Genomic DNA, 15,758 nt, shown 5'->3' with positions numbered 1-15,758 from the left:
ATGAAAAAGAATTGCATATCGACACTCATAAAAGGAGGATGGATTTGCGGGTGCATCATCTGTATGGCATCCTGCGGACCGGTACACCGTTTTACGCGGATAAAGAATGTACCCCGTGAATATATGCGAAACTATTCCATAGAAGGGGTAAAGGCTCCCCGCAGCCAGACACTGCCCAAGCATACCCCGTGGATTGTCTTTGCCAATGAAGCAGGAACATCCTATCTGAGTCCGAGCGGAAAGAACGAGATGCAGTCTGTGAAATACATGGACGCATTTCTCGTCATCAAGCGAAAAGGAGACTGGCTCAGAGTCATTCAATACGACCCAGCCATTCTGAAAAACGGGAAACTGAAAGAATGGAAACAGGCAAAATACTGCGGATGGATCAACCAAAACGACCTGTTGCTGACCCGGAGCGGCTTTACCGACATTGTTACCGGATTCAAAAACAAACAGGTGGTCATGCTGAACGACAGCGTGGCATTGGCCACCCCAAAAACGTATTTTGCCAACGACTCCGTAAAACTGTTCAAAAATACAGACCTGACACAAGAGGCTGGCAAGATTCCATTTTACAGTGTCGTATATCCTTATCAAATATCGGAAGACAAAGGATGCACCCTCGTGGCAGACAAGCCGCAGCTTGACGCAGACAGCATAGGGCATGCTGTCATCGGATGGATAGACGAACGCCTGCTGACCGCCCCCGAACAGCAGCTCCATATAGACATAACCTCGCTGCCGGACAGCACGCTTGTTTTTAAAGACAGGGAACGGAAAGACACCTTGCCGCTATCATCCAACGACCTGAAGCGGAAACTGCAACTTTCGGCCAGCCAGCCTGCTATCCGCTACAGCCCGGTACTGTCCTACCGGAACAATGACACGAGCTTCTGCTTCAAAACCCGGCTTCCGATGCCGGTCATCGACAAACGGGAAAGCTATGTGCTGAATGTCAACGGCAATCCAATCTATTACGGGACTTTCAAAAACAAGATAGAGAAGGACCTGCAAAAAATAAACCTCATGTTTGTCCTGGAAGGAAAAGAGAACACCATCCAACGGTTTCCAGCCGTGGTGAATGCCATCCAAGGACTGCAATCGCAACTGGTGAATGACGACAGCTTTTCTTTCAGGTTCGGTGCCGTGCTTACCTTCAACGAACCGGACAGCCGGAAAGACCCCATCTGCAAACTGACTCCCGACTACATGGAGCTGCTTGATTTCCTTTCCGCCAAAGCACGTAATGCCGAGCAACTGAAACCTACATACGGACGATTCGGCAGCTGGTCCGGCCTTCGGATCGGAGTGGAGCAATTCAACAAATGTCCGGATGAAACCAATATCCTGGTTGTCATCGGCGATAAAGGGTTCAACAGCGAGTGGGCAGACTCCACCTTGGTGAACAAGCTGGTAAAAAACAACTGCCGCATGATCGGCTTCCAGCTCTACGGAGGAGAACCGGATAACTTCAACAACTTCGTGCTGCAAATCGGGAACATGATAGATTGCTCGGCACCACGCATCAGCCGGAAAAAACGGGAACTGATTGTATATCCCGAACAAATCAGAAATGAAAACGAATATGCGGAGGTGAACCATAACACCTATTGTCTGGACTTTCCAAATCGGAGCATGACACAGGGATGGCTGGTGTTTCCGCAAAAGAACGAATCGCTGGAACTGGAAGGACTGACCACCGCCGTGGATTCCATGCTGATACAAGTGAAGTTTGACAATACCCTGCTGAGCAACAGCCTGGCAAGGGCATTCGACGAAGTGGGTACACACCGATATAGGACAGATTCGACAATGACAGCTTATTACCATATCCGCCAGTCGGGGGTACACCCCATGCTATCCGTACTTCCGGATATCGAACCTGCCTGGAGCCTGCCTGCACAGCCAATCGTACTGCCGGACTCGCTGTCCTCCACACTGGACTATTATCTGCTTGTCAACGAAGAGGAGTTCAAACGGTTGAGAAAGTATGTGGAAGCACCCTCCAAGCTGATCGTTGACTATAAATACGAAGCGGTCAAAAAGAAAAAGCAAGCGAAGGTGGATATCTGCGACTGTCCGGACGACTACCTACAGGCAGATGCCGAAGAATCTACCGTACGTGTAAAGACGGACAGCCTGAACGCACCGGAATATGCCTCAACCCGCCGTGCAAGGAGAAAACTGGTCAGACATTTCCTTTCAGAGCGCAACAGGGACAGATATTGCAAGGTAGGGAGAAAGACTTTCCTGAGAATGCCCCTATCAGAGGTCTTGCAAAGGTTTACCTCCTGCCCGACCGACTATCCTTTCTTTGAAGTTTACCGTGTCAAGGACTTGCGGAAAAAGAAAATGATTACGGATGCGGAGCTGGACATGCTGATTGAATATTTCAAGGAAAAGAAAAAACTGCTGGACGAAGCCGCCGGCAAGCCGTTCCAGTCCAACGGGCAGACATACTATTGGATCAGCCGTGACCTATTACCATAGTCATTCACCTGAAACTGTATTATCATGATTTATGAAACTATTCTGAAAATAAGAGGAATGGAGGTGCCGATACTCTATTATAACTATCGGTGCCACATCCGGCACTATGATGACCCGAATCTGAGAAAAATCATACAACTCCACATCCAAGTATGCGAGGAAATCGGCAATCGGGAGTATCTGCCGGTCGAGGGAGACCTGATTACGCTTGCGTTTGAGTGCAAGGGTGAAGAACAGTTCTTCTATGACTGGCTGAACGAAGGAGCCATGCACAACGGGGAAATCCATTTCATCTACAACGAAGTGGAGATTGCGGACATTTTCCGGTTCTGGGACTGCTTCTGTGTGAAAATAGAAGAGTATATGAGTGTAGGAAACTCTCCGATGATGATGGTGCTGTATTTGTCACCGGGGATTATCAAAAGGAATAATCTGGAGGTTAGGGAGAAGGTGTGGAAGGTGTCGGATGTTTCAATTATATATCAAACTTCTACCGAGAGGAAAGATGATTCGGTTAGCAATGATTCAAATAAGAAAAGTCTTTCTGTAATTTTTGTAAAACCTCCATTTCAATTAAAGAAGAAATTTCAAAAAGATCCATTTTATGAAATTGAAATGAGGAAGCAATTGCAAATGCAGCAGGATGGAATAAATAATATGACTATATTTGAGTGGCTGAAAAATAGGGAGAATTTTAAAAAATATGGGCGTAATCCTAAATCTAAGAAAATTCAAGAAGATTTTAGGGATAGATATAGGAATGCTAAAATTGATGAGTATCTTTTATTGTATGAAGATATGGATATTAAGGCTATAGAGGCAATGGTTGACTCAGAATTGGAAGGCTTAGCAGCATTACATAATCCTGATCAGATAGCAGGAGGATATGTTGATGTGGTGACTCAAATGGGAAATAAAAGAATAAATTCGTCCATTGGGTCACAATGGGGAAGTATAGAAAAAGGTCGTTCTCTTAATATTGAAAATGAATTGTTAAAATTAATAACAGACCCTCCTCCTATAACAGAAGAGGAGCAGAAAAAAATAAAGATGAATGTAAATTTAGTTGAAAACTTAGAAATTGTTAAGTAGTATGTTTGAGAAATTTTTAGAAAGAAGTGGAAATTCTATAAAATTGGAAGAGTTTAGTGAGGATTATATCCGACAATACAATAATTTGGTTTCGGAAAAACTAATTTCTTTTTGGAGAATAGCTGGTATTGGCATTTATTGTAATGGCTTGTTTAGAACTATTATACCGAATGACTATCAGTATATTATAGAGGAATGTTATCCTATGTATGATTATGAAACAGTGACTCCATTTATGATAACTGTTTTTGGAGATATTTTTGCTTATGTTAAGAATCATGTAATTGGAGATTACGTCGTTTTTATTAATATAAGGTATGGAACTTTTAAAATTCTATCAGAAAATATTGACATATTGTTAAATATAGTAATTTTCAATAAGAGTTGTCTTGAAAATTGGTTTTTATTGAATGAATATAATACAATAAAGGAAGTGAAGGCGATGCCTAAGATAGATGAATGTTATGGCTATGTTCCTGCTTTAGTTGCAGGTGGAAAGGATTGTATTGATAATATTCAAATAGTAAAGATTGCTCCTTATATTGATACGGTTATTCAATTAATGGGCGATTTAAAAAGAATTAGATAATATCAAATCAACACATATGTTACAGAATGTTTTTAAGGTTGATACAATAGTTTATGTTTCAATTAATTTAAATTATGATTATAGTATATCTTATATGGAAAATATAGCCCGGAACTTCACGAAGAAGTATCCAAGCTATCTTATCCATAAGAAAAGCGAAGACAAGATAAAAGCCTTTCTGACCGACAGGGTGAAGACCAAAGTGGAAACCTTTGTGAATGCAGAGGCAAAGAACGTGGCAGTAACCGAGGTGCGAGAAATAGCAGACCTGATAGCGGAATATGAAGGTGCAGAAAGTTCTTCATCTTTTGGACCCCATCCTACGGATTCCCCCTCTTTAGGAAACACCGGAGTGGAGCTTGCCATGAGTGTAGACACAGGCGCATCGGACATCAGTCCTGTCAATGTAGCCAAACCCACGGGGGCAACAGGAAAACCCAAGATAATGAAAAGAAGTGTCATCCGTGTAACCATGGAACTGGAAGTGCAGATGGAAACCAAACAATACTTGCAATTCCTGCAACAGATTCCAGACCTGTTCAGCCTGCATGAATTCCCCAATTTGAGATGCCGCGTGATATGCAACCAGAAAAAGGCAACAATCAACGAAGAGCCAGCACCGGTTGAAGTGAAGGTTTTGGATGACAGAAAATACCAGCGGTGGTTTGTTGCCTTTACACTGTTGATGGTATGCTGCATGGGCGGAATCATAGCCCTGTTCTTTTCCATTCCGAACCTGTACAAACAGGACATCCACTTCCTGCGGAACGATACGATTCATCAGGAGTTTTCCATCTCCAACAGCCGTATTGACTTGAAAGATGTAAGCCTGACGAATCATGGCGGGAAAGACACACTTGTCATCAAGGATAAAAAGATAATCATAGCCAAATAAAAAGCAATGGAAAATTCAATTCAGATACAAGGGATAAGAAACATGCTATCCCATAGCGGATGCCCGGAAGACCTGCTGGAAAGTTACCTGCAATTCCTACAAACCGAAGTCCAACAGGTGCAGATTGTCAGAGGAGAAGTCTTTATGATGTTTGAAAAGGAAGCGCAATACCGCAAGAAAAGGAATGAAAAGATGAAAGGGGCCGTAACTTTCTGCAAAAACACGAAGAACGATACAGAGGAATACAATGCAGGAGTGTTCATCGGAATGGAATTTATCCAATGCTGCTTCAACCATGGGATTCCTGCACGGGTGCTGAATGTGCGGAGAGTACATGGGGAAGTGACGGAGATTGTCGTGAAATTTGGATGATAACATTGTAAATGTTAATATGGGAAAAGGTGACAGTAGAACAAAGAAAGGAAAGCGATTTATGCGTTCTCCACGGAAGTATTCTCAAAAAAAACAATTAAATACTGGAAAGATGGAAAATAAGAGTGAATATGGTATATATGAAGAGTTCTTAAAGAATTTTGATTCTGTAAATTATAAGAATAAGGACTCATCTACAATTAATAATGAATTTCAAAAAGTAATAAGTGAACTTTGTGAAAAAGATATGATTAATGTTGCTTTGCAAGCAGAATTAGATCGACAAGTTTTTTTAATAAGAAAGTCTTTTGAGTTTCAAGATGATGAAACAAAGGGGACAATTAAAGGATTATCGTGGCAAATGGCAGGAACACAAGATATGGCAAATGGAAACAAAATACCTTTTTATTGGCCTGATGTTAGAAATCTTACTAAAGAAAATTTCGAGTTCTTTGAGCAGCGTTATAAAAAAACGAATAATCTCTATGCAAAAACCGAATATGGTTTGATGGTATATTTCGGACAAAAAACAGACTGGTCGAAAAATAACAGTTTCAAGCTTCAGTTATGCAACGAATTAATCTCCTTAGCTCAAGAATATTATGGTGAAGCTCAAAAAGGAGAATATTTCAAATTGGGATATGTTCTTAATCGTTTGGAATTGGCTTTACAAATTGCAATAAATAGTAAGTTTGAAGATTGTCAAAAGGCAATCATTGAACAAGTTTTTGATATACAGCAACATTGGAGTGTAAATGATAACACAAAACATGTTCCTTTAAATTATTCAAGGTTCATGTTAGAGCATTATAGCATTTGTAAAAAATACATAGACTTTGAAAAAGTTATAGAGCGTAATAAATATGCTATCAGCTTGATAGAAAAAGATAATCTTTATATGGCCGCAGATGCTATTGAATTTACGGATAAGTTAAAACAAAAAATAAATCTTTCAATAGAAGATTCTTTAAGACAGAGAGCTGAGGTATATGAACAGATTGCCAAAAGCAGGCAGGAAGATATAGCTTCAATGCATTTTATAAAATTAGCTTTGGATATTTATCTTAAAATAAAGGACAATGGAAAAATAAAAGAGATGGAAGAGTTATACTCTGAAAAGAGAAATACTTTCCAATTGACAGAAACTTCCATTCCAATTCCAGATGATTATATAAAAACAATTGATGAAGCTGTAAAACAGACTATAGAGACTTGTTCTGTAGATGAGTTGTTAGATCAATTTGCAGGGACTCCTTGGTATGAAACAGATGATTCTATTCAAGCCTTATCTGATGCTGTGGACAATGGACTTATAGGTACCCTTCCTTTGTCATGCCTTGACAGATATGGCAACACCGTTAAAACATACACACCGGCAGAAGGAAAATTTTGGTCTACATATAGTTTCTTCTTCAAAATTGGTACATTAAAAATGCTTAAATTATTTATGGCAGCCATTGACTCTCAAAAGTTATCATACGATTCAGTTTTAAACTATTTGGAAAAAACATGGTTAAATGAACCTATTGAGAGAAACTATAATGGTAAAAAGATTTGTGTTGTTCCTTTAGATACTGTTAAACCTGGATTAAAGAGAATCTTTGATGAACTTAAACAAGCTGAAGGAAGTTATATCCCTGATTATGTCACTATTATAGATAGCTTAACACTTAAGATTGAAGGTCTTTTGAGATTTTTTATTGAGAAACTTAAAATACCCACTTTTGCTAAGAGACGTTCAAAAGATGGAGATGTCATAATGGAAAAACTTTTTGATGATATTATTGCAGATCTTAAGGGAACTCTAGAGAGACCTTCTATTTTTGTCAAAGATCATCTTACCATGCTCAAATATGTAATGTCAGAGAAAATAGGCTGGAATTTGAGAAATGAGGTAGCACATTCTTTACTTCAAATCGAAGATTATTCGTTAGACAAAGTTGTTGTCTTGTTCTGCTTAATTCTTAAATTGAGCAAATATGTGTTTATAGAACAACGTGAAAGTTAAAATCGCAAAAGGAATAAAGTGCAATTTATTAATACAGATTAACTGATTTAATATTTTGATTATGGACGATGATTTAAGAAAAGAAATATCAGATTTTTTCTTGACAGATAGTTCTGGCTATTTAGCACGGTATAGGGCCTTAATAAATGTGTTTACAAATATAAGTACACGTAGTAAAATATTGGTGGATTTATTATTTTCTTTTGAGTGCAGTTTGAAATCTTTGATTTTTTTGAGAAGTGACTCTGATGAAAAATCAACGTATAAAATTATTCGAACTCACAATTTAAGCAATCTCTTGTCAAAAGTTGACACGGCGAATTTTCAAGATATTGCCAATTTTATCCTTGATGAAAAGTTGGATGATATATCCGTGGGGGTTCGTTATACTCTTGAAGCCAATGTTAAATTCAGAGAGCACGGCTTATTGGGGAGTAAATATTATGAGACAATAGCGTCGTATCATTGGATAGATAAAGTTTATCAAGAGGCTAAGAAATTGAATGAGTTTGTACGTAACGAAAGCATTTCTATGTTTGGACTTATAACCATAATTAATATTCAAGATATTGATATTAATAAATTGATTGATCGAGAAAATCGCATCAGGAATATTAATAAACCTTAGAAATATCCTAATATCATTGTCATAAAGGAAGGTATACTAACATCTGAAAAGAAGAACAACAGTACTTAAAGGAGAATAATCTTTTCAGATGTTATGTTTATTTTGAATTAGACAGATTTTACTTGTGTGAGGTATCATCTTTTAACCCCAACCTTTCACATAACTCCGGATCATTTTTGATTCGGTTCATTTCCTCATTAATGATTGCCTGAGCATCCAATTTAATCTGGTCGTAATTGCGCTGTATCTGCTGCATCATGATATCGTTTCCATCCTTGTCCTTAAATTCATTGATGACAGGGATTTTCCGGTAAGCCTTTTCCTCCGCGCTGACTTTGGCATGGTCCACAATGATTTCAGCATGGAATATTTTCTGGTCTATCTTTTCGCCAAAATTGTCGGAAACGGCTCCGACAAATGTACCCTGGGACAGGTTGGCAATCTTGGAAGCCGGGATGAGCGAGTCAAGTTGTGTGCTAATGGAGGTGGATACATCCTGACGGTTGATGGAGACAGACTGCCGCTGCTGGAGTACTTTGCCGAAACGTTCGGAAAGCGTCTTCGCAGTTTCTCCAACCACCTGACCGCTGAAAATATTGCCTACCGTGTTTTGGATGACCTTCGACTCTTTTTCACCGTAATCGCGGTTCAACTGGCTATAATCCTGAAAGCCGAGACAGACCGCTACCTTGTTGCTTCGGGCGGTAGCGATGAGGTTGTCCAATCCACGGAAATAGATGGTCGGCAGCTCGTCAATGATGACAGTGCTCTTAAGCTGTCCTTTCTTGTTGATGAGTTTGACGATGCGGGAATTGTATAGTCCAAGTGCCGCCGAGTAGATGTTCTGCCTGTCCGGATTGTTACCCACGCAAAGCAGCTTGGGCTCTTTCGGGTTGTTTATGTCCAACGAAAAATCATTACCTGTCATCACCCAATACAACTGTGGGGAAATCATACGCGTAAGGGGGATTTTTGCCGAAGCGATCTGGCCCTGGAGCTGGTCCTGGGCGCCCCCTTTCCAGGCATCCATGAAGGGGGAAAGGTAGTTTTCCAGCTCCGGATACGAGGTCAGGATAGTAAACAAATCCGAATAAGGTTTGTTAAGCAGTTCCACCGCATGCGGAAAGGAACAATAAATACCGTTTTTGTAAATTTTTAGGTACCAGATGATTGCGGCAAGCAGAATGATGGGTGACTCCACAAAGAAATCCCCCTGCTTTTCAATCCAGGTGCGATTGAGGTTGAGCATTATCGTATAACTCGCCTCATACGCATCGGAGATATCCGTCATGAATTTCGGATTGATGGGATTGCAGCGGTGTGACCTGCGCGGATCGTCGAAATTGATGACATAGAACCGGGGCTTGACCTTGTACTTGTCCATGTTGTTCAACAACGTGTTGTAAGCGATGGTGGAAAGGTCGTCGAACTTGTAATCGTAGATGTAACAACTGTATCCTTTGGAAATCATCTGGCGTATGTAATTGTTTACCACGGCATACGACTTGCCCGATCCGGGCGTGCCAAGCACGATGGTGGCACGAAAGGGATTTACTACGTTGATCCATCCGTCATGCTGTTTTCCCTGAAAGCGGAAGCTGGTGGGCAGGTTGACGGAATACTCGTTCTCTAACAACCGGGTTTCCTGCTGGAAGGATTCATTTTCGATATTGAACACATCCCCCATCAGGTTATGCCTGTAAAGCCGGCTCATCCACAATCCCGCCATCAGTAGACCGAGGTAACCTGCGGTAAGTGTTACAACGTACAGTATGGTGCTTATCATGTGCGGCAGGGACAGGTCAAGCAGCCACCAGTTCAGAAAAAACAGCACGCATCCGGCTACCAGTGCCGCGTAGATTTTGGGCCAGGTGATTTTTTCACCTTTAACTCCATGTGTTCCTAGGCAGGATATTGCCAGTAAAGTCACTGCCAACAGTTTGGTCCAGAGAATACAGTTGAAAATACCCGTCGTATTGTTGAAGTTTACCAGAATCTTGTCTATGACCGCAAGATTCAGATGCCATGCGGTCATGCTCGGATAGCAGTACACATAGACGTGCACCACCAAAAGAAAAATACTCACAGCCCTGCCGAATTCCATTATCTTAGCGAGAGCCCTCAAATCGTCTTCCTGTTGCATAAGGATTGTGTATAAAAAGGTTGATACTTGTTTTGTCTAAATGCCACGCTTGCGTCCGGCCTTCTTTTTTTTCTTCATGCGGCGTGCAAAGGCTTCCTCCTCGTAATCCCGCGGATTGGTTTCCATAGAAAGAATGCCTGCCGCCAGTTCGAGCGTGCTAGAGAATTCGTGACGGTGATGCTGCCAAAGCTCTGTAGCGGAATGTCCATCCCGTTCCTTTTCGGGTATGTTTTCCAACCATTTGAAATAGTCGTTGAACACATTGGCGGAAAACTCCTTGCCCATGCGTGAACCGTTGAAAACCTCCCGTCGGTTGTGGTCAATGAAGGTGACACCGTAGATACGTCCCCGCTCATTCTCACGGAACACCACATCGATCTTTTTTTGCCCCAGCAGTTCCACAAACCGTTTCCGTGAATCCGCCTGCCACAAGGCACGGGCGATGTCCGCCTGTATGGAGGGTGTCCATTTCCCCTCTTTGAGAGCTTTCAGATTCATCAACATCCGCTTTTCCAACAGTTCATTCCCGAAGCGTTTTCCGAAACGTGAACTCTTGAACGGCGGACTGACCACCTTGCCGGTATCATCCGTGGCAGAATAGACAATGCCGGTGTAGGGTATGCCGTTGTATTCCCCCCTGACCTGTTTCGCCTCAATGTTGAGTGTGGAAAGCAGTGCGCTGTATTCCCCGAAAGTCTGGAAACGGTAGCTTTCCAGTACGGCTTTAAGGGTGTTGCCTACCTGATGGCGGACATCCCCCAAGGAAGCATCCACCTTTTTTAGTTCCGCTTTCGGATTCCGCCTTTCCGTGTCCGCTCCGTTGCGCAAGCCGAAATCCGTTTCCAGTTCCCGACAGGCGGTCATGGAACGGCGATGCTCGTAGGCGTCACTGATCTTTTTTCCCTGTCCGTCCACACAGACACTGACGATATGAATGTGGGCATTATGGGTATCGGCATGTTTGTAGGCTATGTACGGCTGATTCCCATAGCCCATCTTCTGCATATACCGTTCCGCCAACTCTACCAATTGCCCATCAGTCAGCCGGTCTTCCGGTGCCGGAGAAAGGGAGATATGCAGGACGGGCTTCTCCGTATTGCGGTTTGCCAGCAGGTAGTTCTCAAAAGAGAGCAATGCCAGACGTATGTCCTCACTGGGCAATCCCAATCTGTCGGAAATCATGCGGTTGCCCGAAAGAATCTCGGCGGTACCTGCCGTTACCTTGTCGTAGTTATAGGCAAGTGCTCCGTAAAGGCTTGTTCCGTGACTTATTTTTGCAACCATTTCCGCTCGTATTCTTGGGTTAGCACCATGACTTTTTTACATACAAGCATCAGTTCGATGCTCAGTTTCTCCAACCTGTAAAGCAGTGCCATCGCACGTTTTTCCCCGAAATTGTTCTTCAAGGTCCGGACAACCTGATTGTAGTTGTTTCCGACGGCCTGAAACTGCCTGTGGAATTCGGTCAGTTTGATGTAGTAGTCCATTGTCGCCTTGTCGATTTTCACAACTTTAATGCGACCTCCAAAAATGGATTTCTTGATGAATCCCGCTTTTTCTTTCATGCCGGATTCAGAGAATGCCGCTTCAAAGCGTACGTTTTCTTCATTTGTCAACTTGATGCCGTAACGATGTATGGCCGGATCTGCTTTGGGCTTTCGTCCCATTTTTTTCCTTGAGCTTTCTTTCATGCACTTTAGGGAATTTATGATTTGACTTTTTTCCAGATTTTTCGACTTTGGAGAAAAATCCCCCGGCTTTTGCCGGGCAAGTTGGTTTTGGGATGCCCGAAAAGTTTCGGGCTGCCGAAAACACAACTTGCTCTGTTCGCTTGAACAGAGAATCCTCCTTCGTCGGATTGCAGCGCGACGTTCACGGAACGCTGTGGTCCGACGAAGTCAGTTCTTTTCCATCGTCTGATTCCGATTTTGCAAAATTAGACAGTGATAACCGATTGGTAAACAGCGTTTGATATGACATTTGATGACATCTGATGACATCTGATGTCAGGTAGGGGAAATGTTGGTGGAAGTTTCAAAAATAGCCGCTACTTTTGGCACAGTGCATGAGGGCATACATTGAAACATTGTCCTGTAAGGGGTATTGCTTGCCTGCCACAGGTGGTGCATGATGTGAATGCGGCATCATCCCTATATGTGCAATGCCATATATGCTGCACAACAATTCTGCATGACGGAATACATTGCATCCGTGCAATGCAGTATGGGATACATTGAACCCCATATTGCATGAATGCAATGCACCTTATATGGCAATGCCCATCGGCAACCGGTATTACACTGGTGCAATATGGTATGCAATGTATTCATGCAAACCGGCAAACAATGCGTCATTGCCATATACCAACGGATGCATTGCCGTGTGATGAAACGAAAAAATCCGGACAGATATGAAACAAATTATACACTCTAAATTCAAGTCTATGAAGAAAGAACCTTTATTTGTCGCTTTGAGCAACCAAAAAGGCGGTGTGGGAAAATCCACGTTCACGGTATTGCTCGCCAGTTACTTCCATTACCTGAAGGGGTATAACGTACTGGTGGTGGATTGTGATTATCCACAGCACAGCATCAGTACCATGCGGAACTGGGAAGTGGGAAACATTGAAAAGAACGTGCATCTGCAAAACCAGCTGGTGGAACAGTTCGGAGCAAGCGGCAGGAAAGCCTACAGCATCCTGAACTCCACTCCGGAAGAAGCCCGGGAAACGGCCGGACGCTTTCTTGAAAAGTCGGAGCTAGATTATGACCTTGTCCTTTTTGACCTTCCGGGCACCGTAAATGTGCCAGGTGTATTCCAGTCCGTAATCAATATGGATTATGTATTCACCCCCATCACGCAGGAAAGAATGGCAATGCGGAGCAGTATGTCTTTTGTCCTTGCCATCCGGGAATACATGCACTGGCATAAGGATGTACCCTTGCGTGGTATCCATATGTTCTGGAACCGGATGGACAAACGTGTTTCCAAAGACCTGTATAACGGCTATACTGAAATTTTCCGTTCGCTGAAATTGCCGGTACTGGAAACCGTCATTCCCAGTGCAGAACGTTACAAAAAAGACTCCGGAATGAAAGGGCCTCTGTTCCGCAGCACTTTGTTCCCTCCATCTTCCTCCGCAATGAAAGGAAGCAGTCTGGACCTGCTGGCAGCGGAAATAGAAACCATACTGAAACTTCAATAAAAACAATTATGACCACCAAAAGAAGAACGGATTACCAAGTGGACGAGGAGGCATTGAAACGCATGATGGCAGGAGATGTGACCGCTTTGGAAAGAACGGTTCCTCCGGAAGAGGAGCCGGAAATAAAAAGTCAGGCTGGACCTTGTCCGGAGAAACAGGAGAAGAAAAGCGGTTCTTCCAGACAGCAAATAAAAAAAACACCGGATGGAGCGGCTGATTCAGATGAATACCGGAGCCGGTTTCTGAAAGTGAAACTATCGGGAGCAAGAAGGCAGACCTATATTAACGATACATTGTACAGGACTGTTGCCAAAGTATTGCCGGTCATTGCACCGGAAATGTCTGTCCCCATGTTTTTAGGGAGTGTACTGTCAGACCATCTGGAAAGGTATCAGCATATCATCAATGAAATATATAATCAAGAAGCAACTCAAAAGCCAATAGAATGGAAGAAATAGTTTATTTATCAATACGGTTCGGCTGTACCGCTTATCTGTTATATAAGGTATGGAAACAAAAAGAGAGAATAGGTAAAATCTGTGATCTGCTTTATACTCCCCGCAATCGGCCACAAGCAGAAAAAGACAACGGTGAACCGGGAAATGCACAGGATGTGATGGGAGCTACCCGATTTGTCTATCTGGACGAGAATGCCGGGAAGACCGTCGCTCCTTACATGAGCCAGCAACTGGGAACCGGAAGTGATTTTATCGGAGCGGATAAGGATATTCCGGAAGATGAAGTGGAATGCAAACTGCCTTTGGAGGAGATGAGAATGCTGAAAGAAGAACAGGAGGAACTGGACAGCCGCTCTCCCGAAACGGAAGCCATTGCTCCGATGGTTACTCCTGCTGACCTGCTCAATGTAGGCGACGTGCTGTTTAACCTGAATGGTGCCGGCTCGGACGAGAACAAATCATACAGGGCGGCCATGACACTGCATTCCATCCGGGAAACGGACATGTTTGAACTGTTCTCCTCCCAGGTGGAGAACAAGAAGCTGATTGAGGAACTGATGGGGAAGTATGTGGATAAGGAGGGGAATGCGTTGCCTTTGAAAAGAGAGAGGAAAGAAAGCAAACATGTTACTGACTGGAGGAATCTGGTCTGAAAAGGCAATATTTGTCATGTTCGGAAAATCCTGTATGCGTTAAAGTATATGGGATTTTTACATTATGCACTAATGAGGAGTAATGTGAATATTTATGTAAAACATACTATGCATTGATATAAAACTATAATATGTATCATGGATTGATTAACTTTGCAATTATTGATTAGGGTAATCTCTACTGGTTCACTTTCTGCATTCTTTCTTTGCTTCACAAATTTATCCTTTCTATTTTAGCTGTAATCTTCAGGGCGAATCTAAGGTAATCTTCAATATTTTAAATAGTTATCTATTCAAATCAATTTTTGTTATCCACAGATTATTGTCTGTTCCAAACTTAAAATCCTCAATAGATTGGGATATGTCCTAATAAGCCTTGTTCAGTCATACCATTGGTAAAGTTGTAACCGACATTCTGTGCAAGAGTTGTGATGTCTTGTGCATCACAAACTTCGTTAAATCCACATTCACGTGTCTTTAGGCATACATCATTCACAATGAATACACGATGTTCACCTAATACATCAAGGATAATAGCCTTATAATTACAGTTCATTACAGAAAAAGACAGTTCTTCAAAATATATTCGTCTAATTTCATATTTAGCAATTTTAATGATTGTGATACTAAATGTATAACATAATTGTAAAAAATGATATAATTTATTAAGCTTTGGCACGGGATTTGTAATAATATAAGTAGCATAAGTTTAAAAACTTTTGTATCAAATTTGGCTCATCTACTAAGCCGACAAGTCCGTGAGGATATGTAGACAGGTTTTCTTACTTTCTCCTGTATTTATGAAGAAGTACAAAATATAACAGAGTACCCTATCTGTCTAAACATCGGGAGAATTAATCTTATATATTTAATTAATACTTGAATTTTATGCGAGTTAAAAACGTTAATGGTTCAGGTCGTTTTTCTGCCCCAGCAGGCTATCGTTCATGGTTAGACTATTGGGAAAAGAAAACTGGTAGTAAAGCTTTTTTTTGTTCCGCTTCCAACTGTTTTAGTAGCAACTTAGTGGGAGCTCATGTACAAAAAGCTAATAGTACGGATAATAGGTGGTATATTATCCCACTATGCTCCAGTTGTAATCAGAGAACCGACACATTTGAGGTATCAGGAACATTAGTACCTGTACCAAGTAACTTCTAATTAAAAAGAAGAAATTTCATCCATATTGCAGCAGAGCAATATGAAACTTTATCAATCTGAC

Annotated in this window: 15 protein-coding genes; 10 read left to right on the top strand and 5 right to left on the bottom strand. The window is 41.9% G+C overall.

Annotation, left to right across the window (positions count from 1 at the left end; all coding sequences use genetic code 11):
• Window positions 1-2,493 carry a type VI secretion system protein TssR gene (gene tssR, locus H8S63_RS08715; protein ID WP_186926511.1) on the top strand — a complete coding sequence of 831 codons (2,493 nt, stop codon included), beginning with the start codon at window positions 1-3 and terminating at the stop codon, window positions 2,491-2,493.
• On the opposite strand, the gene H8S63_RS20060 is transcribed toward tssR, so the two are convergent.
• Window positions 2,494-2,781, bottom strand: a complete 288-nt coding sequence (locus H8S63_RS20060) for a hypothetical protein (RefSeq protein WP_255467644.1) — start codon at window positions 2,779-2,781, stop codon at window positions 2,494-2,496.
• Between H8S63_RS20060 and tssD the strand changes: the two genes are divergently transcribed.
• The 6 genes from tssD to H8S63_RS08685 all read left to right on the top strand — a co-directional run bounded on the left by tssD (window position 2,674) and on the right by H8S63_RS08685 (window position 8,077).
• On the top strand, window positions 2,674-3,585 hold the full coding sequence (gene tssD, locus H8S63_RS08710; protein ID WP_224207328.1) for a type VI secretion system tube protein TssD: 912 nt from the start codon (window positions 2,674-2,676) through the stop codon (window positions 3,583-3,585). The genes H8S63_RS20060 and tssD overlap by 108 nt on opposite strands.
• A 1-nt stretch (window position 3,586) precedes the next feature.
• Complete coding sequence (locus H8S63_RS08705) at window positions 3,587-4,174, top strand: T6SS immunity protein Tdi1 domain-containing protein (protein WP_005858631.1); 588 nt, start codon at window positions 3,587-3,589, stop codon at window positions 4,172-4,174.
• 16 nt (window positions 4,175-4,190) lie between these two features.
• Window positions 4,191-5,069, top strand: a complete 879-nt coding sequence (locus H8S63_RS08700) for a translation initiation factor 2 (RefSeq protein ID WP_186926507.1) — start codon at window positions 4,191-4,193, stop codon at window positions 5,067-5,069.
• Window positions 5,070-5,075: 6 nt separating this feature from the next.
• Complete coding sequence (locus H8S63_RS08695; protein ID WP_186926505.1) at window positions 5,076-5,441, top strand: hypothetical protein; 366 nt, start codon at window positions 5,076-5,078, stop codon at window positions 5,439-5,441.
• 19 nt (window positions 5,442-5,460) lie between these two features.
• Entirely contained in the window at window positions 5,461-7,449 is a 1,989-nt protein-coding gene (locus H8S63_RS08690) for a DUF4209 domain-containing protein (RefSeq protein ID WP_186926503.1), read from the top strand.
• A gap of 61 nt (window positions 7,450-7,510) precedes the next feature.
• Window positions 7,511-8,077 carry a hypothetical protein gene (locus tag H8S63_RS08685; protein ID WP_005802624.1) on the top strand — a complete coding sequence of 189 codons (567 nt, stop codon included), beginning with the start codon at window positions 7,511-7,513 and terminating at the stop codon, window positions 8,075-8,077.
• Window positions 8,078-8,195: 118 nt separating this feature from the next.
• Here the strand turns inward: H8S63_RS08685 and mobC are convergent, their stop codons facing one another.
• From mobC to mobA, 3 genes are read right to left on the bottom strand one after another with little or no spacing between them, the layout of a single operon-like run.
• Window positions 8,196-10,220 carry a conjugal transfer protein MobC gene (mobC, locus tag H8S63_RS08680; RefSeq protein WP_186926501.1) on the bottom strand — a complete coding sequence of 675 codons (2,025 nt, stop codon included), beginning with the start codon at window positions 10,218-10,220 and terminating at the stop codon, window positions 8,196-8,198.
• Window positions 10,221-10,256: 36 nt separating this feature from the next.
• On the bottom strand, window positions 10,257-11,504 hold the full coding sequence (gene mobB, locus H8S63_RS08675; RefSeq protein WP_186926500.1) for a conjugal transfer protein MobB: 1,248 nt from the start codon (window positions 11,502-11,504) through the stop codon (window positions 10,257-10,259).
• Window positions 11,489-11,911, bottom strand: a complete 423-nt coding sequence (gene mobA, locus H8S63_RS08670) for a conjugal transfer protein MobA (protein WP_032936839.1) — start codon at window positions 11,909-11,911, stop codon at window positions 11,489-11,491. The genes mobB and mobA overlap by 16 nt, the downstream gene beginning before the upstream one ends.
• Window positions 11,912-12,630: 719 nt before the next feature.
• On the opposite strand from mobA, the gene H8S63_RS08665 reads away from it, so the two are divergent.
• The 3 genes from H8S63_RS08665 to H8S63_RS08655 are packed head-to-tail and all read left to right on the top strand — an operon-like array spanning window position 12,631 to window position 14,536.
• Window positions 12,631-13,425, top strand: coding sequence for a ParA family protein (locus H8S63_RS08665; RefSeq protein WP_186926498.1), 795 nt, complete (start codon window positions 12,631-12,633; stop codon window positions 13,423-13,425).
• 8 nt (window positions 13,426-13,433) lie between these two features.
• Window positions 13,434-13,883 (top strand): DUF3408 domain-containing protein, encoded by a 450-nt coding sequence (locus H8S63_RS08660; RefSeq protein WP_117893813.1) that lies wholly within the window; start codon window positions 13,434-13,436, stop codon window positions 13,881-13,883.
• Window positions 13,871-14,536, top strand: coding sequence for a DUF4122 domain-containing protein (locus tag H8S63_RS08655; protein WP_186926496.1), 666 nt, complete (start codon window positions 13,871-13,873; stop codon window positions 14,534-14,536). The genes H8S63_RS08660 and H8S63_RS08655 overlap by 13 nt, the downstream gene beginning before the upstream one ends.
• Window positions 14,537-14,882: 346 nt before the next feature.
• On the opposite strand, the gene H8S63_RS08650 is transcribed toward H8S63_RS08655, so the two are convergent.
• Window positions 14,883-15,092 (bottom strand): hypothetical protein, encoded by a 210-nt coding sequence (locus tag H8S63_RS08650; RefSeq protein WP_229094967.1) that lies wholly within the window; start codon window positions 15,090-15,092, stop codon window positions 14,883-14,885.
• Window positions 15,093-15,758: the final 666 nt, after the last annotated feature.

Origin of the sequence: Bacteroides sp. NSJ-39 (assembly GCF_014287315.1) — a bacterium.
Lineage (GTDB): Bacteria > Bacteroidota > Bacteroidia > Bacteroidales > Bacteroidaceae > Bacteroides > Bacteroides finegoldii.
Note: the sequence above shows the minus strand (reverse complement) of the source record. Positions and strands in the feature narration are given on the sequence as shown.

Excerpts from the sequence above, each read along its gene's own strand:
- tssR (WP_186926511.1), top strand. The coding sequence starts at position 1 with ATGAAAAAGAATTGCATATCGACACTCATAAAAGGAGGATGGATTTGC.
- H8S63_RS20060 (WP_255467644.1), bottom strand. The coding sequence starts at position 2,781 with ATGGATTTCCCCGTTGTGCATGGCTCCTTCGTTCAGCCAGTCATAGAA.
- H8S63_RS08705 (WP_005858631.1), top strand. The coding sequence starts at position 3,587 with ATGTTTGAGAAATTTTTAGAAAGAAGTGGAAATTCTATAAAATTGGAA.
- H8S63_RS08700 (WP_186926507.1), top strand. The coding sequence starts at position 4,191 with ATGTTACAGAATGTTTTTAAGGTTGATACAATAGTTTATGTTTCAATT.
- H8S63_RS08695 (WP_186926505.1), top strand. The coding sequence starts at position 5,076 with ATGGAAAATTCAATTCAGATACAAGGGATAAGAAACATGCTATCCCAT.
- H8S63_RS08690 (WP_186926503.1), top strand. The coding sequence starts at position 5,461 with ATGGGAAAAGGTGACAGTAGAACAAAGAAAGGAAAGCGATTTATGCGT.
- H8S63_RS08685 (WP_005802624.1), top strand. The coding sequence starts at position 7,511 with ATGGACGATGATTTAAGAAAAGAAATATCAGATTTTTTCTTGACAGAT.
- mobC (WP_186926501.1), bottom strand. The coding sequence starts at position 10,220 with ATGCAACAGGAAGACGATTTGAGGGCTCTCGCTAAGATAATGGAATTC.
- mobB (WP_186926500.1), bottom strand. The coding sequence starts at position 11,504 with ATGGTTGCAAAAATAAGTCACGGAACAAGCCTTTACGGAGCACTTGCC.
- mobA (WP_032936839.1), bottom strand. The coding sequence starts at position 11,911 with ATGAAAGAAAGCTCAAGGAAAAAAATGGGACGAAAGCCCAAAGCAGAT.
- H8S63_RS08665 (WP_186926498.1), top strand. The coding sequence starts at position 12,631 with ATGAAACAAATTATACACTCTAAATTCAAGTCTATGAAGAAAGAACCT.
- H8S63_RS08660 (WP_117893813.1), top strand. The coding sequence starts at position 13,434 with ATGACCACCAAAAGAAGAACGGATTACCAAGTGGACGAGGAGGCATTG.
- H8S63_RS08655 (WP_186926496.1), top strand. The coding sequence starts at position 13,871 with ATGGAAGAAATAGTTTATTTATCAATACGGTTCGGCTGTACCGCTTAT.
- H8S63_RS08650 (WP_229094967.1), bottom strand. The coding sequence starts at position 15,092 with ATGAACTGTAATTATAAGGCTATTATCCTTGATGTATTAGGTGAACAT.